This is a genomic window from Streptomyces sp. NPDC002730, from assembly GCF_042888805.1.
GTDB lineage: Bacteria > Actinomycetota > Actinomycetes > Streptomycetales > Streptomycetaceae > Streptomyces.
The window spans coordinates 140635-160798 of record NZ_JBIAQG010000001.1 but is presented as its reverse complement, the minus strand read 5'-3'; the positions used below and the strand labels follow the sequence as shown (position 1 = coordinate 160798).

Annotated in this window: 21 protein-coding genes; 9 read left to right on the top strand and 12 right to left on the bottom strand. The window is 69.7% G+C overall.

Annotated features, from left to right (window positions below; translation table 11 throughout):
• Positions 1-2: 2 nt before the first annotated feature.
• Genes ACFYXH_RS00785 through ACFYXH_RS00750 form a run of 8 tightly spaced genes read right to left on the bottom strand, consistent with a single transcriptional unit; the run spans position 3 to position 6838 of the window.
• Positions 3-2009, bottom strand: a complete 2007-nt coding sequence (locus ACFYXH_RS00785; RefSeq protein WP_389559458.1) for an NADH-quinone oxidoreductase subunit L — start codon at positions 2007-2009, stop codon at positions 3-5.
• Positions 2006-2386, bottom strand: coding sequence for an NADH-quinone oxidoreductase subunit NuoK (nuoK, locus tag ACFYXH_RS00780; protein WP_389559456.1), 381 nt, complete (start codon positions 2384-2386; stop codon positions 2006-2008). Before nuoK ends, ACFYXH_RS00785 begins: the two co-directional genes overlap by 4 nt.
• On the bottom strand, positions 2386-2955 hold the full coding sequence (locus ACFYXH_RS00775) for an NADH-quinone oxidoreductase subunit J (protein WP_389559454.1): 570 nt from the start codon (positions 2953-2955) through the stop codon (positions 2386-2388). The genes nuoK and ACFYXH_RS00775 overlap by 1 nt, the downstream gene beginning before the upstream one ends.
• Positions 2952-3620: a NuoI/complex I 23 kDa subunit family protein gene (locus ACFYXH_RS00770; protein ID WP_389559452.1), complete on the bottom strand. Its 669-nt coding sequence runs from the start codon at positions 3618-3620 to the stop codon at positions 2952-2954. The genes ACFYXH_RS00775 and ACFYXH_RS00770 overlap by 4 nt, the downstream gene beginning before the upstream one ends.
• The gene (locus tag ACFYXH_RS00765) at positions 3620-4588 is read right to left on the bottom strand and encodes a complex I subunit 1 family protein (RefSeq protein WP_327325449.1); all 969 of its coding nucleotides are present in this window, start codon (positions 4586-4588) and stop codon (positions 3620-3622) included. Before ACFYXH_RS00765 ends, ACFYXH_RS00770 begins: the two co-directional genes overlap by 1 nt.
• Positions 4585-5757, bottom strand: coding sequence for an NADH-quinone oxidoreductase subunit C (locus tag ACFYXH_RS00760; RefSeq protein WP_389559451.1), 1173 nt, complete (start codon positions 5755-5757; stop codon positions 4585-4587). The genes ACFYXH_RS00765 and ACFYXH_RS00760 overlap by 4 nt, the downstream gene beginning before the upstream one ends.
• Positions 5754-6437, bottom strand: coding sequence for an NADH-quinone oxidoreductase subunit B (locus ACFYXH_RS00755; protein WP_389559449.1), 684 nt, complete (start codon positions 6435-6437; stop codon positions 5754-5756). The genes ACFYXH_RS00760 and ACFYXH_RS00755 overlap by 4 nt, the downstream gene beginning before the upstream one ends.
• Positions 6428-6838: an NADH-quinone oxidoreductase subunit A gene (locus ACFYXH_RS00750; protein WP_327325446.1), complete on the bottom strand. Its 411-nt coding sequence runs from the start codon at positions 6836-6838 to the stop codon at positions 6428-6430. The genes ACFYXH_RS00755 and ACFYXH_RS00750 overlap by 10 nt, the downstream gene beginning before the upstream one ends.
• A 210-nt stretch (positions 6839-7048) precedes the next feature.
• Between ACFYXH_RS00750 and ACFYXH_RS00745 the strand changes: the two genes are divergently transcribed.
• The 5 genes from ACFYXH_RS00745 (at position 7049) to ACFYXH_RS00725 (ending at position 13855) form a co-directional block, all read left to right on the top strand.
• Positions 7049-8242, top strand: coding sequence for a sensor histidine kinase (locus ACFYXH_RS00745; protein WP_389559446.1), 1194 nt, complete (start codon positions 7049-7051; stop codon positions 8240-8242).
• Positions 8243-8444: 202 nt separating this feature from the next.
• On the top strand, positions 8445-9755 hold the full coding sequence (locus ACFYXH_RS00740; protein WP_389560609.1) for a sensor histidine kinase: 1311 nt from the start codon (positions 8445-8447) through the stop codon (positions 9753-9755).
• A gap of 208 nt (positions 9756-9963) precedes the next feature.
• A complete protein-coding gene (locus tag ACFYXH_RS00735) occupies positions 9964-10623 on the top strand; it encodes a response regulator (RefSeq protein ID WP_389560607.1) in 660 nt (219 codons plus the stop codon).
• Between the two features lie 249 nt (positions 10624-10872).
• A complete protein-coding gene (locus tag ACFYXH_RS00730; protein WP_389559444.1) occupies positions 10873-12813 on the top strand; it encodes a 2-oxoacid:acceptor oxidoreductase subunit alpha in 1941 nt (646 codons plus the stop codon).
• A complete protein-coding gene (locus tag ACFYXH_RS00725; protein ID WP_389559443.1) occupies positions 12806-13855 on the top strand; it encodes a 2-oxoacid:ferredoxin oxidoreductase subunit beta in 1050 nt (349 codons plus the stop codon). The genes ACFYXH_RS00730 and ACFYXH_RS00725 overlap by 8 nt, the downstream gene beginning before the upstream one ends.
• Positions 13856-13889: 34 nt before the next feature.
• Here ACFYXH_RS00725 and ACFYXH_RS00720 read toward each other — a convergent pair whose 3' ends face one another.
• The gene (locus tag ACFYXH_RS00720) at positions 13890-14264 is read right to left on the bottom strand and encodes a winged helix-turn-helix transcriptional regulator (RefSeq protein WP_389559442.1); all 375 of its coding nucleotides are present in this window, start codon (positions 14262-14264) and stop codon (positions 13890-13892) included.
• A gap of 93 nt (positions 14265-14357) precedes the next feature.
• On the opposite strand from ACFYXH_RS00720, the gene ACFYXH_RS00715 reads away from it, so the two are divergent.
• Positions 14358-15218, top strand: coding sequence for an SDR family oxidoreductase (locus ACFYXH_RS00715; protein ID WP_389559441.1), 861 nt, complete (start codon positions 14358-14360; stop codon positions 15216-15218).
• Between the two features lie 124 nt (positions 15219-15342).
• A complete protein-coding gene (rarD, locus tag ACFYXH_RS00710) occupies positions 15343-16341 on the top strand; it encodes an EamA family transporter RarD (protein ID WP_389559439.1) in 999 nt (332 codons plus the stop codon).
• Positions 16342-16720: 379 nt separating this feature from the next.
• On the opposite strand, the gene ACFYXH_RS00705 is transcribed toward rarD, so the two are convergent.
• Both ACFYXH_RS00705 and ACFYXH_RS00700 read right to left on the bottom strand, forming a co-directional pair.
• The gene (locus ACFYXH_RS00705) at positions 16721-17113 is read right to left on the bottom strand and encodes an SRPBCC domain-containing protein (protein WP_389559437.1); all 393 of its coding nucleotides are present in this window, start codon (positions 17111-17113) and stop codon (positions 16721-16723) included.
• Complete coding sequence (locus ACFYXH_RS00700; RefSeq protein ID WP_389559435.1) at positions 17098-17748, bottom strand: CGNR zinc finger domain-containing protein; 651 nt, start codon at positions 17746-17748, stop codon at positions 17098-17100. The genes ACFYXH_RS00705 and ACFYXH_RS00700 overlap by 16 nt, the downstream gene beginning before the upstream one ends.
• Between ACFYXH_RS00700 and ACFYXH_RS00695 the strand changes: the two genes are divergently transcribed.
• Positions 17747-18196, top strand: coding sequence for a VOC family protein (locus ACFYXH_RS00695; protein WP_389559434.1), 450 nt, complete (start codon positions 17747-17749; stop codon positions 18194-18196). The two genes, ACFYXH_RS00700 and ACFYXH_RS00695, sit on opposite strands and share 2 nt — an antisense overlap.
• 40 nt (positions 18197-18236) lie before the next feature.
• On the opposite strand, the gene ACFYXH_RS00690 is transcribed toward ACFYXH_RS00695, so the two are convergent.
• Complete coding sequence (locus ACFYXH_RS00690; RefSeq protein WP_389559432.1) at positions 18237-18473, bottom strand: hypothetical protein; 237 nt, start codon at positions 18471-18473, stop codon at positions 18237-18239.
• Positions 18474-18740: 267 nt separating this feature from the next.
• Here ACFYXH_RS00690 and ACFYXH_RS00685 point away from each other — a divergent pair, with 267 nt between their 5' ends.
• A complete protein-coding gene (locus tag ACFYXH_RS00685) occupies positions 18741-20063 on the top strand; it encodes a M28 family metallopeptidase (RefSeq protein WP_389559430.1) in 1323 nt (440 codons plus the stop codon).
• Positions 20064-20164: the final 101 nt, after the last annotated feature.

Sequence of the window (20164 nt, the reverse complement as noted above, 5' to 3'; positions counted from 1 at the left end):
GCTCACGATCCGGCGTTGACGTTGGCAAGGACGACGGCGGCGATCGCCAGAGCGACGGAACCGGCGAGCAGCGCACCGAGGTAGGTCTGCACATTTCCGGTCTGGGCGCGGCGGACGGCGGCGCCGAGCCAGCGGGGACCGGTGCCCGCGCCGCGTACGTACGTCTCGACGACCTCGCGGTCGAGGAAGCGGACCAGCTGGGCGGCAGCCCGGACGGGACGTACGAACAGAGCGGAGTAGACGGCGTCGAGGTGGAAGCCGACCGCCGCGTGGCGGTGGAGCGGGCCGAGCAGGAGGCGGCCAGGGTCGCTCGGATCGGGGGCGGCAGCGGGACCGCCGAAGGCGGCGGTGTGGGCGGCGATGGCCTCGGCCTCGGAAACGAACGGCGCGGCGTCCGGGTGGGCGGCGACGACACCCATGGGCGTACGGGCGGCGTCCTGCCGGAACTGCAGGGCGCGCCAGGTGCCATAGGTGATCAGTCCGCCGACGAGCGCGACGCCGGTGCCGAGTACGGCGGTGGTGACGGTCGGGGTGAGGCTGTGGCCGTCGAACCAGTCGTCGATGTAGGTCAAGGTCAGCCCGAAACCGAGTGAGGGGATGGCGAGAACCCAGAGCACGGCGTTCATGGTGATGGGCTGTCGGCCGTGGTCGGGGGCTTCGACTCCACGGCCGCGGAAGGTGAGCAGCCAGAGGCGGGTCGCGTATGCGGCGGTGAGGAGGGCGGTCAGCAGTCCGGCGACGAGCACCAGCCACCCCGCGGCCCCGGGTGCGATGTCGGTTTCGCCGAGCGCGGCGTGCTCGGCGGCCACGAGGACGGCTTCTTTGGAGAAGAAGCCGGCGAAGGGAGGGATCGCGGCGAGCGCGAGCAGGGCGACAGTCATCGTCCAGTAGGCGTCGGGAACGCGCTTCGCGAGGCCGCTCATCCGGGACATGGTGGCGAGCGAGTTGGTGCCGGAGGCGTGGATGATCACGCCGGCGGCAAGGAAGAGCAGTGCCTTGAACGCTCCGTGAGACATGAGGTGGAAGACGGCGGCACCACGGTCACCGACGGCCAGGGCACCCGACATATAGCCGAGCTGGCCCATCGTCGAGTAGGCGAGGACACGCTTGATGTCGTCCTGGGCGAGGGCCGCGAGCCCCGAGCCGACCATGGTGACCGCGGCCATCACGGCGAGGACGGTGAGAGCTGCCGCGGAGGCTGCGAAGACGGGAAGGAGCCGGGCCACGAAGTAGATACCGGCCGCGACCATCGTCGCGGCGTGGATCAGCGCGGAGACGGGAGTGGGGCCCGCCATCGCGTCGGGCAGCCAGGTGTGCAGCGGGAACTGCGCCGACTTGCCCGCCACGCCCGCGAGGAGCAGCAGCGCGACGAGGGTGGGGTGCTGGATGCCACCGGCCGCGACGGAGCCGAGGATCCCGGTGATCTGGAACGTGCCGGCGTCGGCAGCGAGTGCGAACAGACCGATCAGAAAGGGGACATCGCCGAGCTTGGTGACCAGGAAGGCCTTGAGGGAGGCGGCTCGTGCCTCGGGCGTCTCCCAGTAGTGGCCGACGAGGAAGTACGAGCAGATGCCCATGATCTCCCAGCCGACCAGGAGCACCATCAGGTCGCCGGAGTAGACGACGAGCAGCATCGCGGAGGTGAAGAGGGAGACGAGAGCCGCGTACGAGGGATAGCGCGGGTCGTCGCGGAGATAGCCCGTCGAGTAGATCTGCACACAGGACGCGACGACCCCGACCAGCACGGCGACGAGGACCGCGAATCCGTCGAGGTAGAGGGCGAGGTCGATCGGGACCGACCCGGTGGGCGTGAGCTGGGTCGAGGCGTCGATCGCCTTCCCCCCACCCTGGCGGATCGCGACGACGACGGCGATGGCGGCTGCGCCGAGTGTCGGCAGGACGGCCAGGGGCCGTACGAAACCGGGGGCGGTGCGGCCGAGCAGTAGTCCGGCAGCGGCGCCCAGGAACGGAAGGAGGGGGACGAGGACGGCGAGGGTCGTAGTGGTCACGCGGTGGCCTCCGCCTTCTTCGCCGTGGCGGTCGCGTCGGAGGCGTCGGAGGTGTCAGGAGTGTCGTCGGGGCCCTCGGCGGTGTCGCGGAGTCTGTCGACGTCCGAGCTTCCGCGGTTGCGGTAGACCGTCAGGACGATCGCCAGGCCGATGCCGATCTCCGCGGCGGCGATGGCGATGGTGAAGAGGGTGAGTGCCTGGCCGGCGTGCAGGGTGTCGCGCAGCCAGACGTCGAAGGCGACGAGGTTGAGGTTGACGGCGTTGAGCATCAGCTCGACGGACATCAGGACAAGGATCGCGTTGCGGCGTGCGAGTACTCCGTACAGCCCCACGCTGAAGAGGAGGACGGCGAGCACGGCGGGATAGGCGAGGTGCATCAGCTCTTCCCCTCGGGGTCCTTGGCGTCCTTGGCGTCCTTGCGGGACAGGACGATCGCGCCGACGAGGGCGGCGAGCAGCAGTACGGAGAGCGCCTCGAAAGGCAGTACCCAGTGCCGGAAAAGGATCTGGCCGGCCACCTGGGTGGAGCCCTGGGCCGGTCCGTCCATGTCGATCCAAGTCGTACGGAACGCGTCCACGACCATCCAGACCAGGGAGCCCGCGGCGGCGACGGCCACGGAGAGGGCGACCCAGCGGTTTCCGGAGTCGGCGTCCGGGGAGCGGCCGATGGGGGCCTTGGTGAGCATCAGCCCGAAGAGAAGGAGGACGACCACGGAACCGACGTAGATCAGGACCTGTACCCAGGCGATGAACTCCGCCGTCAGCAGCAGGTACTCGACGGCGAGGCCGCCGAGCGCCACGACCAGCCAGAGGGCTGCGTGCACCAGCTGCTTTGTCGTGACGGCCATGACGGCCGCGCCGAGGGTGGCGAGGCCGACGAGGGCGAAGAGGATCTCGACGCCGGTCGGGGAGAGGAAGCCAGGGGTTTCGGCTGCGGCGAGCATCATGCCGGGCCTCCCTCGCCCGCGGGCGGCGAGGCCGGTGGGGTGCCGTCGGACGGCGGGGTGCCCCCTGCCCCCCGGGTGGTGGTGCCGTCGGTCCGGGTCGTGCCGTCGGACGGGTCGGCCGGTGCCTCGTTGGCCTCCGCCTGCGCGGCCACGAGCTTCTCGGCCGCCTTGCGGGCGGCGCCGAGCTCCTTCGGCTCCTCGGCGGCCGGGTCGAGCGCGGGCGGCGCGGGCACCGTCCACATCCACTCGCGGAGCTTGTCGCGTTCGTGGGTGAGCTCGCGGATGTCCGTCTCCGCGTACTCGAACTCCGGGGACCAGAACAGCGCGTCGAAAGGACAGACCTCGATGCAGATACCGCAGTACATACAGAGCGCGAAGTCGATGGCGAACCGGTCGAGGACATTGCGGCTGCGCTCGCGGCCGCCGGGGGCCGCGGCCGGGACCGTCTCCTTGTGGGAGTCGATGTAGATGCACCAGTCGGGGCACTCACGGGCGCAGAGCATGCAGACCGTGCAGTTCTCCTCGAACAGACCGATCACGCCGCGGGTGCGGGGCGGGAGTTCGGGCTGGGTGTCCGGGTACTGCGCGGTGACGGTCTTCTTCGTCATCGTCCGCAGGGTGACGGCGAGGCCCTTCGCGAGGCCGGATCCGGGGATCGGAGGCATTACTGGATCACCACCTTCACGATGCCGGTGAGGGCGATCTGGGCGAGGGCGAGCGGGACGAGTGTGGTCCAGGCGAGTTTCTGCAACTGGTCCTCGCGCATGCGTGGATAGCTCACGCGCAGCCAGATGACGACGAAGGCGAGCACGGCCGTCTTGAGCAGGGTCCAGACCCAGCCGAGGCCGTCGGCCCCGAACGGGCCGTGCCAGCCGCCCAGGAAAAGGACGGTGGTCAGACTGCACAGGACGACGATGCCCGCGTATTCGGCAAGCAGGAACAGCGCGAAACGGAGGCCGGTGTACTCGGTGTAGGCACCGAAGATGATCTCGGAGTCGGCGACCGGCATGTCGAAGGGCGGGCGCTGGAGTTCGGCGAGGCCCGCGACGAAGAAGACCAGGGCGCCCACGATCTGCCAGGGCAGCCACCACCACTCGAAGGCGTTCAGGATGCCGGGCAGCGAGACGGTGCCGGCCGCCATGGCGACGGAGGCGGCGGTCAACAACATCGGCAGCTCGTACGCCAGCAGCTGCGCGGCGGTACGGAGACCGCCGAGGAGGGAGAACTTATTGGCCGAGGCCCAGCCCGCCATCAGCGAGCCGAGCACCCCGACACCCATCACGGCGAGCACGAAGAAGATGCCCGCGTCGACGACCATCCCGACCGCGCCCTCGCTCGGGCCGATCGGGATCGCGACCAGTACGAGGAGGTACGGAAGGAGGGCGACGGCGGGGGCGAGTTGGAAGATCCGGCGGTCGGCGTTGGCCGGGACCACGTCCTCCTTCTGCGCGAACTTCACGCCGTCCGCGACGAGCTGGGCCCAGCCGTGGAAACCGCCCGCGTACATGGGGCCGAGGCGGCCTTGCATATGGGCCATCACCTTGTGCTCGGTCTGCCCGATGACAAGAGGAAGGACGAGGAACACGGCGAAGATGATGACCAGCCGGGTGGCGACGTCGAGAGCGTCGTTCACGCGTCTCCTCCGGGGCGTTCGGCCGAGTCGGGTGCGGATTCGTCGGTCTCGGGCGGGGTGGGTTCGGGCGAGGCGGGCTTGGTTGGGGCGGCTTCTTCGGCCGCCGCGGGAGCCTCGGGTGCCGGACCTTCAGGTGCGGGAGCCACGGGTGCGGGAGCCTCGGGTGCCGGACCTTCAGGTGCGGGAGCCTCGGGTGCGGCTGCGTCGTCGAAGGCGGGGCGCGGTTTGTGCCAGGGGGCGTCCGAACTGCGGGTCCCCTGCGCCGACTGCGGGGAGGGCGCCGCGGGCTCGCTGGGCGCCGCGGGAGCCTCGCGCGTCGCGGGGGCCTCCGGCGTCGCGGGCTTGCCCTCCGTCGCCTCCGTCCCCTGCTTCTCCTCCGTCGTCGCTGTCCGCTGCGTCGCCGAGCCCTCCGACACGCTCCGGGCACGACGAGGCGTGGCCGGAGCCTCGGGAGTCGTCGGCGTCGCCTCCGGTGTCTGGGACGCCGAGCCCTCCGAGACGCTACGGGCGCGACGAGGCGGGCGGTCGCCGGTGGCGCCGGCGCCGGCCGTGCGCGCCGCCCTCGCCGGGCGGGCAGTGGCCGGGGGGAGCTGACCCTTGAGGGGGCCCCATTCGTTCGGGTCCGGGACGCCGGGCGGGAGCATCTGGCGGCGCTTGGGGCCGCCGTGCTCCGACTCCCCCGGCTCCTTCGCGCCCGGCCACGCCTTCACGACCCGGGCCGCCAGGACGAAGTCCTTGCGCAGCGGGTGGCCCTCGAAGCCGTCCGGCAGGAGCAGCGGGACCAGGTGCGGGTGATCGGTGAAGGAGATGCCGAACATCTCGTGCGTCTCGCGCTCGTGCCAGGCGGCGCCCGCGTAGATCTCGACGGCGGACGGGAGTTCGGGGGCCTCGTGCGGGACCGTGGTGCGCACCAGCAGGCGGCGTACGCTCCGGCCCTCGAGAGACACGACATGGGCGCAGACCCGGAAGCCCGTACCCGGTTCGTCGACCGCGCTCAGCCAGTCGAAGTAGGTGCAGCCCAGCTTGTCGCGGGCGATCTCGAGCGCGGCGATCCAGGAGCCGACGGGGACGTCGACCGTGAGCAGGTCGTACGTCCGCTCGGCAGTGGCCTCCTCGCCGAAGATCTCGGCGGCGGCTTCCGGAAGGCGGTCGTAGGCGGTGGTGGTCACTCGGCACTCTCCTCCGGAGCCGGAGCCGTGGCCGGGGACGGCGCGGCCGGCGGCCGCACCAGGCCGCTCTGCAGAGCAGCGGCAGAGGGACGTGCGGAGTACCGCTCGCCGAGCGACTCGCGCGCGATCTTCTCCTGCAGCATCAGGATGCCCTGCAGCAGCGCCTCGGGACGGGGCGGGCAGCCGGGCACGTACACATCGACCGGGATGATCTGGTCGACGCCCTTGGTCACGGAGTACGAATCCCAGTACGGGCCGCCGCAGTTGGAGCAGGCACCGAAGGAGATGACGTACTTGGGCTCGGGCATCTGCTCGTACAGGCGCTTCACCGCAGGCGCCATCTTGTCCGTCACTGTGCCCGAGACGACCATCAGGTCCGCCTGACGCGGGCCGGGCGCGAAGGGGATCACGCCGAGCCGGATGAAGTCGTGGCGCGCCATCGAGGCGGCGATGAACTCGATCGCACAGCAGGCGAGCCCGAAGTTGAAGACCCAGAGGCTGTAGCGGCGCCCCCAGTTGAGGACCACCTTCATGGGTTCCGGGGCCAGGCGCGAAAGAACGCCCAGACGCTTCGGCTCCGGCAGGAGCTCCGGAGTCGCCGGAGTCGCCGCCGGGTTCGCCGGAGTCGCCGGGTTCGAAGAGATCTCCGGGGTCGAGGGGATCTCCGGGGTCACGCCCATGTCAGGACGCCCTTCTTCCATGCGTAGAGCAGTCCCACGGCCAGGAAGCCGAGGAAGATGAACATCTCCACGAGTGTCGTCGCGCCGTATCCGGCGGCGGCGAAGATCGTCGCCCACGGGAAGAGAAAGATCGAGTCGACGGCGAAGATCACGTACAGAAAGGCATAGATGTAGTAGCGGACCTGGGTGTGCGCCCAGCCCTCACCCACCGGGTCCACTCCGCATTCGTACGTCAGCAGTTTCTCCGGCGTCGGCACCACAGGCCGCAGCAGCCGCCCCGCCCCGAAGGCCACGGCGACGAACAGCACGCCGATCAGCGCGAGCAGCCCGACGACCGAATAGCTCTCGAAATAGCTGGCAAAGTGGTCCGCCGCGAGCACGGCCACGGTCGGTTCCGGCACGTCCGCCCCTCGCTCCCTGACCTCGTTGGTGATCCAGGTGATCTAGGTGATCTATTCGACGATCTGTACGACGATCTATACGCACGCGAGTCTAGGCCCTGCTAAAGCGACGGTAAGCAGTCGCGTCTCGCTTCAGGTGGGGTTATCCCTACTTCATCCCACCCATGTACCCCATGGCGTACGGCGACCCGGCCCGGCAGGGTGGGGCGTATGACCGCAAGCATCACCGTTCCCGACAACGACCGGCTGCCACCCGCGCGCTTCGCCTTCGGCCGCCACACCTGGACGGAGGTCGCGCATCTCCTCGCCAATCTGCCGATCGCCCTGGTCGGGTTTGTTTACGTAGCGTTCACGATCTTCACCGGCGTGGCACTGTCGGTGACGGTGATCGGTCTGCCGCTCCTCGCCCTCGGCCTCGCGGGCGCGCGCCGCCTCGGCAAGGCGGAGCGGGCCCGGGCCCGCGCGCTGCTCGGCGTACGGATAGATGAGCCGAGCCCGTTGCACGGGTCCCTGCACGGATCCCAGCGCCGCGACGGACTCGTCTCCTGGCTATGGGTGGGCCTGAAGGACCCGGTGGCGTGGCGGTCGGTGCTGTACTCCTTCATCCGGCTGCCCTGGGGTGTGCTGACCTTCACGATCACGCTGGTGAGCCTGTTCGTGCTCTGGCCCGTACTCCCCTTCGTCGCACGCGGACTGGCCAACGCCGACCGTGCGATGGTGCGCGGTCTGCTCTCCCCCTCCGACGAACTGGAGCGCCGTGTCGCCGAGTTGGAGTCGGACCGGGGTGTGGTCGTCGACACGGCAGCGGCGGATCTGCGCCGTATCGAGCGCGATCTGCACGACGGCGCGCAGGCCCGCCTGGTCGCGCTCGCCATGGGGCTCGGTCTCGCCAAGGAGAAGCTGCTCGAGGATCCGGACGCTGCCGCCCGCATGGTGGACGAGGCGCACGGCGAGGTGAAGGTGGCCCTGCAGGAGCTGCGCGATCTGGCCCGCGGCATCCATCCCGCCGTACTGACCGACCGCGGCCTGGATGCCGCGCTCTCCTCCGTCGCCTCACGCTGCACGGCCCCGGTGAAGGTGACCGTCGATCTGACCGAGCGCCCGGCCGAGGCGATCGAGGGCATCGCGTACTTCACCGTCTCCGAGCTGCTCCAGAACGTCAGCAAACACGCACAGGCGAAGAACGTCTCGGTGGATGTCTGGCGGGCGAACGACCGGCTGCTGATCCAGGTCCAGGACGACGGACGCGGCGGTGCGTCACTGGACGGCGGTACGGGCATGGCGGGTCTGGCCGAGCGGCTGGGCGCGGTGGACGGACTCTTCGTGCTGGACTCACCGGTCGGCGGGCCGACCATCGTCACGGCGGAGCTGCCGTGGCGGGAGCGCGGCAGCGGCAAACGCTGACGGGGGCAGCGCGGCCCGCGGGAGCGGCGCCGGGGCGCCGGGGCGCCGGGGGTTTCGGGGGGTGCCGGTCCGCCCCGCCCCGACATACCCCCATGGTGGGGAAAACCCCCGCCCCAAGACGGTAACCGCCCTCATGGTGTGTGGCTCGCAGCCGCATCAGCCTTGAGTCATGACAGCCCGCATCGCAGAACGGACGACATCGATGGCCACGGATTACCGACCGGAGACCCGGGATCACTTCATCCCCCCCGCACTGCGCGCACCGCTCGAGGGCCGCACCTGGCGCGAGTTCGGCTATCTGCTGCTGAGCCTCCCGATGAGCATCGTGTTCTTCACCTTCGCGATCACCACCGTCTCGCTCGGTGCGGGGCTGCTCGTCACCTTTCTCGGGATCCCGGTCCTGGCCGCCGGTCTGGTCGGCTGCCGCGGGCTCGGCGCGCTGGAGCGGGCCCGGGCCCGCGCCCTGCTGGGCCTCGACGTCGCCGACCCCGCGCCCCTGCGCGGCAAGAAGAGCGGGCTGATGCCCTGGGTCGGCGCGGTCCTCAAGAGCGGGGCATCCTGGCGGCATCTGATCTACGCGGTACTGCACTTCCCGTGGGCGGTCTTCGCCTTCTGCGTCTCGCTGACCTTCTGGGTGACCGGCTGGACCCTGCTGCTCTACCCGCTGTACCACTGGGTCTTCCCGCTGTACGCCGGCCAGGACGGCCTGCAGGTGTACGGCGACGGCACGCGCAACTTCTACCTGGACGAGCCCTTCGAGCTCGCCGTGACCAGCCTGATCGGCCTGGTCCTCACGCTCGCCACCCCCTGGCTCATGCGCGGTCTGGTGAGCGTGGACCGGGTGATGGTCGCCGGGCTCCTCGGGCCCTCCAGGCTCGCCACGCGCGTCGTCGAGCTGGAGTCGGACCGGGGTGTGGTCGTCGACACGGCAGCGGCGGATCTGCGCCGTATCGAGCGCGATCTGCACGACGGCGCGCAGGCCCGCCTGGTCGCGCTCGCCATGGACCTCGGTCTCGCCAAGGAGAAACTCCTCGAGGATCCGGACGCTGCCGCCCGCATGGTGGACGAGGCGCACGGCGAGGTGAAGGTGGCCCTGCAGGAGCTGCGCGATCTGGCCCGCGGCATCCATCCCGCCGTACTGACCGACCGCGGACTGGACGCCGCACTCTCGTCCGTCGCCTCACGCTGCACAGTCCCGGTGAGCGTGGAGGTGGACCTGCCCGCCAGGCCGGCCCCCGCCATCGAGGGCATCGCGTACTTCACCGTCTCCGAGCTGCTCCAGAACGTCAGCAAACACGCGCAGGCAGGCCGTGCCACGGTGGATGTCTGGCGCTCCCAGGACCGGCTGATGCTGCAGGTCACGGACGACGGCCGGGGCGGCGCGGACACCTCGGCCGGCACCGGCCTCGCGGGTCTGGCCGAGCGACTGGACGCCGTGGACGGAATCCTGGCCGTGGACTCACCGGTCGGAGGCCCGACGACCGTGACGGCCGAGCTTCCCTGGCGCGGCTGACCCCGAGAGCTCCTGCCCCACGTCGGGGCTCCCCGGCCCGAGGCCTCGACCCCCGAGCCCCGAGCCCGAACCCCAGACTCCCCCAGACTTCGTCCGGGGGTCCCCCACGAGGCTGAATGCCCCGCAATCCGGTCCGAATACTGGGATGCTGGAAGGTGCAGGGGTGGGAAGCAATCGACATGGGGGCTGCAGGGTTGTGGAGGACAGAGTGCGGGTGGTCATCGCCGAGGATTCAGTGCTGCTTCGGGAGGGCCTGACCCGGCTGCTGACCGACCGCGGACACGATGTCGTGGCCGGCGTGGGGGACGCGGATGCGCTGATCAAGACGGTCGCCGACCTGGCCGCGCAGGACGCGCTGCCGGATGTGGTGGTCGCGGACGTGCGGATGCCGCCCACTCATACGGATGAGGGCGTACGGGCGGCGGTGCGGCTGCGCAAGGAACATCCCGGGGTCGGGGTACTGGTCCTTTCGCAGTACGTCGAGGAGCAGTACGCCACCGAGCTGCTCGCGGGCAGCAGCCGCGGCGTGGGCTATCTGCTCAAGGACCGGGTCGCCGAGGTGCGTGAGTTCGTGGACGCCGTGGTCCGGGTGGCGCGGGGCGGTACCGCGCTGGACCCCGAGGTGGTGGCGCAGCTGCTGGGCCGGAGCCGTAAGCAGGATGTGCTGGCCGGGCTCACGCCGCGTGAGCGCGAAGTCCTCGGTCTCATGGCCGAGGGCCGGACGAACTCCGCGGTCGCCAAGCAGCTCGTGGTGAGCGACGGCGCGGTCGAGAAGCATGTCAGCAATATCTTCCTGAAGCTCGGACTCTCCCCCAGTGACGGGGATCATCGGCGTGTACTGGCGGTGCTGACCTACCTGAACTCCTAATTGACTGACACTCTGTCAGATATTGAGTGGAGCGGCAGACCCAGAACCAAATAATGGACAGGGAGCGTCTTTACCCATGGACCCGGGGGGCGGAGCGGAGCATGGCAAACCAGGGCATCAGAGCGTCTCAAAAAGACGTCCGGCATATGAGCGGTCCAGGGAAGGCCACCCTTACGGACGTAGGGTGGCATTGGGACGGCCGGTGGGCCGACCGGGCCCGAACAGCCGCCTCGAGGGAGGTCCAGTTCAGTGACCAGCCAGGTCAGTAGCCCAGCCGAGCAGGCCGATGACGAGGCCGATGAGGCTCTCGTCGGGGAGCAGCGCAGGCCCGCCGGCGAGAAGGAAATCCGTCGACTGGACCGGGTGATCATCCGCTTCGCGGGTGACTCCGGTGACGGTATGCAGCTCACAGGTGACAGGTTCACCTCGGAGACCGCGTCGTTCGGCAACGACCTCTCCACACTTCCGAACTTCCCCGCCGAGATCCGGGCGCCTGCCGGAACCCTCCCGGGCGTCTCCAGCTTCCAGCTGCATTTCGCAGACCACGACATCCTCACCCCGGGCGACGCGCCGAACGTGCTGGTCGCCATGAACCCCGCCGCCCTCAAGGCGAATATCGCCGATGTGCCGCGCGGCGGCGAGATCATCGTCAACACCGACGAATTCGCCAAGCGGGCGATGGCCAAGGTCGGCTACGACGCCTCACCCCTGGACGACGGCTCGCTGGATGCCTACCGCGTCCACCCGGTGCCGCTGACGACACTCACCATCGAGGCGCTCAAGGAGTACGGACTCTCCCGCAAGGAGGCCGAGCGCTCCAAGAACATGTTCGCGCTGGGGCTCCTGAGCTGGATGTACCACCGGCCGACCGAGGGCACCGAGACCTTCCTGCGCACCAAGTTCGCCAAGAAGCCGCAGATCGCCGAGGCGAACATCACGGCGTTCAGGGCGGGTTGGAACTTCGGCGAGACGACCGAGGACTTCGCGGTGTCCTACGAGGTCGCGCCGGCGAGCAAGGCGTTCCCCACCGGCACCTACCGCAATATCTCCGGGAATCTGGCCCTCTCCTACGGGCTGGTCGCCGCGAGCAAGCAGGCCGATCTGCCGCTCTACCTGGGCTCATACCCCATCACGCCGGCCTCCGACATCCTGCACGAGCTCTCGAAGCACAAGAACTTCGGCGTACGGACCTTCCAGGCCGAGGACGAGATCGCGGGCATCGGCGCGGCGCTGGGTGCGGCCTTCGGCGGCGCGCTCGGCGTCACCACCACTTCCGGCCCCGGCGTGGCGCTGAAGTCGGAGACCATCGGTCTTGCGGTCTCCCTGGAGCTGCCGCTGCTGATCGTGGACATCCAGCGCGGCGGCCCCTCGACCGGTCTGCCCACCAAGACCGAGCAGGCCGATCTGCTGCAGGCGATGTACGGACGCAACGGCGAGGCCCCGGTCCCGATCGTCGCGCCCCGTACGCCCGCCGACTGCTTCGACGCCGCTCTCGAGGCGGCCCGGATCGCGCTCACCTACCGCACCCCGGTGCTGCTGCTGAGCGACGGCTATCTGGCCAACGGCTCAGAACCGTGGCGGATCCCCGAGATCGACGAGCTCCCGGACCTGCGTGTGCAGTTCGCCACCGGCCCGAATCACGAGCTGGCTGACGGTACGGAGGTGTTCTGGCCGTACAAGCGTGATCCGCAGACCCTGGCGCGTCCCTGGGCGGTTCCGGGGACGCCCGGACTCGAGCACCGGATCGGCGGCATCGAGAAGCAGGACGGCACCGGCAACATCTCCTACGACCCCGCCAACCACGACTTCATGGTCCGCACCCGCCAGGCCAAGATCGACGGCATCGAGGTCCCCGACATCGAGGTCGACGATCCGCACGGCGCGACCACGCTCGTCCTGGGCTGGGGCTCGACGTACGGGCCGATCACGGCCGCCGTACGCCGACTGCGCACCGCCGGCCTCCCCATCGCGCAGGCCCATCTGCGCCACCTCAACCCGTTCCCGAGGAATCTGGGCGAGGTTCTGGAGCGTTACCAGAAGGTAGTGGTACCCGAGATGAACCTCGGCCAGCTCGCCACCTTGATCCGGGCGAGGTATCTGGTCGACGCACAGAGCTACAACCAGGTCAACGGCATGCCGTTCAAGGCCGAGCAGCTCGCCGCAGCTCTCAAGGAGGCCATCAATGACTGAGGCGCTCTCGCTGGTGCCCAAGGCCGACGCCAAGCAGTCCATGAAGGACTTCAAGTCCGATCAGGAAGTGCGCTGGTGCCCAGGCTGCGGTGACTACGCGATCCTCGCCGCCGTGCAGGGCTTCATGCCCGAACTCGGCCTGGCGAAGGAGAACATCGTCTTCGTCTCCGGAATCGGCTGCTCCTCCCGCTTCCCGTACTACATGAACACCTACGGGATGCACTCCATCCACGGCCGCGCTCCCGCCATCGCGACCGGGCTGGCGTCCTCGCGGCGCGATCTGTCGGTCTGGGTCGTCACCGGTGACGGCGACGCCCTCTCCATCGGCGGAAACCACCTGATCCACGCGCTGCGCCGCAATGTGAACCTGAAGATCCTGCTCTTCAACAACCGCATCTACGGACTCACCAAGGGCCAGTACAGCCCGACCTCCGAGGTCGGCAAGATCACCAAGTCGACGCCGATGGGCTCGCTGGACGCGCCCTTCAACCCGGTGTCGCTGGCGATCGGCGCCGAGGCGACCTTCGTGGCACGCACCGTGGACTCCGACCGCAAGCACCTCACCGAAGTGCTCCGCCAGGCCGCCGACCACCGGGGCACGGCGCTGGTGGAGATCTACCAGAACTGCAATATCTTCAACGACGGCGCCTTCGAGGTACTGAAGGACAAGCAGCAGGCGGAGGAGGCGATCATCCGCCTCGAGCACGGACAGCCCATCCGCTTCGGGAACGACGGCAACAAGGGTGTCGTACGGGACCTGGCGACGGGTGACCTGAAGGTCGTCGCCGTCACGCCGGAGAACGAGTCGCAGATCCTGGTCCACGACGCGCACAGCGCCAGCCCGACCACGGCCTTCGCGCTCTCCCGCCTTGCCGACCCGGACACTCTGCACCACACGCCCATCGGGGTGCTGCGCAGTGTGGACCGGCCGGTCTACGACACGATGATGGCCGACCAGCTCGACACCGCCATCGAGCAGAACGGCAAGGGTGACCTGGCCGCGCTGCTCGCCGGGAACGACACCTGGACCGTCGTCGGCTGACGCTCCACGCACCGTCCGAGGCCCGGATCTCCCGTCAGGAGGTCCGGGCTTCGTCGTACGCCGTGCGCGCCACCAGGACCTCTTGCATCCGCCGTTCCGTCCAGCGGGCCAGCCCCCACACCTGCTCGGCGGCCTCCTTGCCGAGCGCGGTCAGCGAGTAGTCGACGCGCGGCGGGATCACCGGCTTGGCATCGCGGTGCACAAAGCCGTCGCGCTCCAGCGTTTGGAGGGTCTGGGCGAGCATCTTCTCGCTGACACCACCGACCTCGCGGCGCAGCTCGCTGAAGCGGTACGAGCGCTCCAGCAGGGCGGCGAGAACGAGCACACCCCAGCGGCTGGTGACGTGCTCGAGGATCAGACGCGAGGGGCACATCGCGTGATTGACGTCGGGATCTCTACTTACGGCCATACCAGTACCTTACTTCAAAGTGGGTACTTACGCATGGTTAGTGCCCCACATAGGGTGAGCTCTGGAACCGCATCGAAGAAGGAGAAATCACCCATGAGCATCGTTGTCACCGGAGCCACCGGAGCCCTCGGCCGTCTCGTCGTCGACGAGCTGCTGGCCACGGTCCCCGCGGAGCGGATCGCCGCCGTCGTCCGCAGCAAGGAGAAGGCCGCGGACCTCACGGCGCGCGGCGTCGAGGTGCGCATCGCCGACTACAGCGAGCCCGAGTCGCTGGCCGGGGCCTTCCGCGCCGGCGACCGCGTCCTGCTGATTTCCAGCAGCGAGGTCGGACAACGGGTGCCGCAGCACACCGCGGTGATCGAGGCCGCAAAGGCGGCGGGCATCGCGCAGCTCGCGTACACCGGCGTACTGGGCGGGCCCGACGCCGACTTCCAGCTGGCCGCCGAGCACAAGGCCACCGAGCAGGTGATCCTCGACTCCGGGCTGCCGTACACCTTCCTGCGCAACGGCTGGTACACCGAGAACTACACCGAGCACCTCGCCCCGGTGCTGGAGCACTCCGCCGTGGTCGCGAGCGCGGGCGAGGGCCGGATAGCCTCCGCCGCCCGCGCGGACTACGCCGCGGCGGCGGCCGCCGTACTGACCGGCGAGGGCCACCTGGCGCAGACGTACGAACTGAGCGGCGACGCGGCCTGGTCCTTCGAGGAGTACGCCGCCGAGCTGTCCCGGCAGACCGGCCGGACGATCGCGTACAACAACGTCCCGGCGGGGACGCACCTGCAGATCCTCACCGGCGCGGGCCTGCCCGGGCCTCTCGCCGAGATCTTCGTCGACGTCGACGCGGCGGTCGGGCGCGGCCTGCTGGCCGGCACGACGGGCGACCTGGCCCGGCTGACCGGCCGTCCTACGACCCCGCTCGCCGACTCGGTCGCGGCGGCCCTCGCGACGGTCTGAACCGCTCGGACGACACGGCATGACGGACCAGTTCCGTCATGACCGTATAGCGATACGGACATGACAGCCTGCCCCTGCGCCGCGTACCTTCGACGAGGTGATGCACGCAGGGCAGGAGGGGCCAGTGAAGTCGGACGGTGAACAGCGGGCGGGACTGCTGTACGGGATCGGGGCCTACGGGATGTGGGGCCTGGTCCCGCTCTTCTGGCCGCTGCTGAAGCCGTCCGGTGCGGTGGAGATCCTCGCCCACCGGATGGTCTGGTCGCTGGTCGTCGTCGGCATCGCGCTGCTGGCGCTGAAGCGGTGGGGCTGGATCCGTGAGCTGATACGGCAGCCCCGGAAGCTGGGGCTCATCACGGTCGCGGCGGCGGTCATCACCGTCAACTGGGGCGTCTACATCTGGGCCGTGAACTCGGGCCATGTCGTCGAGGCCTCGCTCGGCTACTTCATCAACCCGCTGGTCACCATCGCGATGGGCGTACTGCTGCTGAAGGAGCGGCTGCGCCCGATGCAGTGGGCGGCGGTCGCCATCGGGTTCGCGGCGGTGCTGGTGCTGGCGATCGGCTACGGCCAGCCGCCGTGGATCTCGCTCACGCTCGCGTTCTCGTTCGCCACGTACGGCCTGGTCAAGAAGAAGGTCAACATCGGCGGTCTCGAGTCGCTGGCCGCGGAGACCGCGATCCAGTTCCTCCCGGCGCTGGGCTTTCTGCTCTGGCTGGGCGCGGACGGCTCGGCCACCTTCGGCACCCACGGCACCGGCCATGCGGCGCTGCTCGCCGCGACGGGCGTGGTGACCGCCGCGCCGCTGGTCTGCTTCGGCGCGGCGGCGATCCGGGTACCGCTCTCCACGCTGGGGCTGCTGCAGTATCTGGCTCCGGTCTTCCAGTTCCTGCTGGGGATCCTGTACTTCCACGAGGCGATGCCTGCGGAGCGGTGGGCGGGCTTCGCGCTGGTGTGGCTGGCGCTGACCTGCCTGACGTGGGACGCGCTGCGGACGGCTCGGCGTACTAAGGCGGCGGCGCTGCGCCTCGCGAGCGCGGCCCGCACGGCTGCGGCGGCCGCATCCGCACCCGCACCCGCACCGGCTTCGGCTCCCGCACCGCAGACGGAACCCACCGTCTGACGCACGGCGGGACTCCCGGACCGGCCGGACCCGCCTTCCGGCGGGCGCGACGCGGGCCGCGGCCCCCGCACCGCAGGCGGAACCGACGCCTGACGCGCGGCCACGCACGCGCCGCGGCCGAGCCCCGCGTTGCGCGGCACGCCGCGGCACCACGCCGCGACAGCTCGTCGATCAGCGTGAAGGTCTCCTCGGGGTCGGCGCTCTCGTACTCCCGCCGACGCCGGCGCGCGGCCCGGCCTCGGGATGCCGGCAGGCCCAAGTGCTCCTTGGGCGTGACGCAGCAGCGCCCCGGCCCGCAGAACCGCCTGACGCCCGCGGCGTGCACTACGCGCTCGCATTGGGCGCGTATACCGCGGGCGTCGTCAGCAGGCGAAGCGCCTCAGACCGCTGCCAGGGCGCCGGTGATCTCGTCCATCACAGCCTTCCAGTGCGCCCGCTGCCGCTCGCGCTCCTCGGCGTCCGCGAGATGCTCCTGGTGGAAGCGGAGCAGTGTCTTTCCCTCCCCGGACGCCGAGACCGCGACCTGGAGGGTGGTCGTGCCGTACGTCAGTCGGATGCGGTCACCGGGCCGGTAACTGCGCACCTCGCCCGCGATGCCGTCCCCGGTTTCGTACGACTCCCCCTTACCGGTGGGCAGTTGGGCGCCCTTGCCGAGCCGGCGGGCGACGCCTTCCGGGCTGACGATGAAGTCCCACACGGTGGACACGGGCAGCGGCAAGGTCCTGGAGACGCCGATCTCCCAGCCGGCGTCCCGGGTCAGTCCTGTGGGCATCGTTCGTCTCCTTCTGCGAGCTCTGCGTGGCGGACGCGATGCGCCCGGACCTTGCTGCGATTGCCGCACCGTTCCATCGCGCACCAGCGGCGGCGGCCCGGTCGTGAAGTGTCGACGAAGACCAAATAGCAGTCGTGCGCACCGCATTCGCGGATGCGGTGTGCGTACGGACCGGTGAAGAGGTCCACGGCATCGCGCGCCACGGCCGACAGCAGCTGGGTGCCGGTGGCTCCGGGCGCCCAGTCGCGGCCGCCCCGGTCGGTGATCCGAGGTGCGAGCGGGGGCTGCGCCGCGGCCTCGTTGACCACGGCCAGGTCGGCGGGGCGCAGCGCGCGGCCATGTGCCCGGTCGGCGGTCAGCCGCCACAGGGCATCCCTGAGCACACGGGCAGCCGCCACCTCGTCGGGCGCGACGACCGGCTCAAGGCCGTCCGGCAGCCGGCTCTCGCCCGCCCAGCGCACCAGGTCGGCGGGCTCGTGCAGCACCTCGTACCGCGCAAAGCCGCCGGGCCCTCCGGTGGTCAGCAGCTCAAGGCAGAGCGCGCCGGGGTCGAACCGATAGGGCCGCCCTTCCCGCGTACGCAGGGTCAGTCCTCTTGCAGGCTCGCTCACGTAACCAATATAACTGGTTAGCATGACACTGCACTGGAAGCTCGTCATCGATACGTCCGACCCGCACGCGCAGGCCGACTTCTGGGCCGCGGCCCTCGGCTACGAGCTCGAGGACCACAGCGCCCTCATCGAGCGCCTGCGCGGACACGGTCAACTGCCGGACGACTCGACGGTCCAGTCGCACGACCGGGACGCCTTTCGCGATTACGCCGCCGTCCGGCATCCGGACGACCCCTTCGACAAGGACAGCGGGATGGGCCACGGGCGCAGGCTCCTCTTCCAGCGCGTACCGGAGGGGAAGACGACCAAGAACCGGCTCCATCTCGACCTGCACGTCGGCCCCGAGCGGCGCGAGGCGGAGGTCGCACGGCTGGAGGGCCTGGGAGCGACGGTTCTGTACCACGCGGACGAGCCGGTGGGCGTCTGGTCGACCATGGCCGACCCCGAGGGCAATGAGTTCTGCGTGGAGTAGTGGGCGGTGGGGCAGTGGGGCAGTGGGCCGGCGGATCCGCCTACTCCGATTCCTCCCAAGTGAAGGACTCCAGCCCCCCGCACTCCTCCTCGGCCGCTCTCCGGCGGCGGCGAACGCGCCGTGTGCCCAGCGCAAGAACGCCCACCAGCAGACCCATCGCGCACACGGTGAAGAGCAGCGTGACCACACCGACGCGCAGAACCTGGCGGACCAAGGCCTCCAGGATGGGGAACAGGTCCACGTGCATATGCATGGACATCGGTGCGGGCATGGGCATGCACACAGCTTGCGGCCCAACTGCGCCATCCGCTCCTGACCTGCGAGCCTCGTACTCGAACAGCGTCGCGACATTGACCATTCCGCGATCCGTCCAGTCCGCTATACGAACGCGACTGTCCGGTTTCCGCCCTTGACGGTGAGTCAAACTCTCGCTGAACTCTCAGCACGCACTGCGCACCAACAGCTCCAACGCCCTGGGACCCGCCGTCCCAGGGCGTCTCGCACGTTCCGTCCCGCCCCCGTTCGGAATCCGGAGCCCCCACACATGAACCTCTCCGTCACCAGACGCACGGCCGCGGCCGCCGCGCTCGCCCTCGCCGGGCTGCTCGTCAGCGCCGCGCCCGCAGCGACCGCGGCCTCGGCACCCGCGCCCCCGGCACCCGCGCTCGCCGCCCCCGACATACCGCTCGCCAACGTCAAGGCGCATCTCACCCAGCTCCAGTCGATAGCCACCGCCAACGGCGGCAACCGTGCGCACGGCCGGGCCGGTTACAAGGCGTCCATCGACTATGTGAAGGCCAAGCTGGACGCGGCCGGATTCACCACGTCCCTCCAGCAGTTCACCTCCAGCGGCGCGACGGGCTACAACCTGATCGCCGACTGGCCGGGCGGTGACGCCAACCAGATTCTGATGGCCGGCTCGCACCTCGACTCGGTCAGCGCGGGCGCCGGGATCAACGACAACGGCTCCGGCTCGGCGGCCGTCCTGGAGACCGCGCTGGCCGTCTCCCGCGCCCAGTTCAAGCCGGCGAAGCATTTGCGCTTCGGCTGGTGGGGTGCCGAGGAGCTGGGTCTGGTCGGGTCGAAGTACTACGTCAACAACCTTCCCGCCGCCGAGCGTTCGAAGATCTCCGGCTATCTGAACTTCGACATGATCGGCTCGCCGAACCCCGGTTACTTCGTGTACGACGACGACCCGACGATCGAGAAGACCCTCAAGGACTACTTCGCGGGGCTCAGCATCCCGACCGAGATCGAGACCGAGGGCGACGGCCGCTCCGACCACGCGCCGTTCAAGAACGCGGGCGTCCCCGTCGGCGGCCTGTTCACCGGCGCCGACTACACCAAGACGGCGGCCCAGGCCCAGAAGTGGGGCGGCACGGCCGGCCAGGCCTTCGACCGCTGCTACCACTCCTCCTGCGACACCACGTCGAACATCGACGACACCGCGCTCGACCGCAACAGCGATGCGATCGCGCACGCGATCTGGACGCTGTCCGCCGGGACGACCACACCTCCGGGTGACGTGTACGAGACCACGACGGACGTCGCGATCCCGGACAACGGCGCGGCTGTCACCTCGACGGTCAACGTCACGGGCCGTACGGGCAACGCCCCGGCCACCCTCAAGGCGGGCGTGGACATCGTCCACACCTGGCGCGGGGACCTGGTCGTCGATCTGGTCGCCCCGGACGGAACGGTGTACAACCTGAAGCCGTTCAGCTCCTCCGACTCGGCGGACAACGTCCAGGCGACGTACACGGTCAACGCCTCCTCCGAAGTCGCCAACGGCGCCTGGAAACTGCGGGTCCAGGACAAGGCGGCGCAGGACACCGGCTACATCAACAGCTTCAAGCTCACCTTCTGAGAGGTCCCACGACCGCCACCCCCCACAGGCTGCATGCGTGTGCATACACTGCGCACGCATGCAGTCATCTTTGGAGTACGCGCACGGGTCAGGCGGAGAGC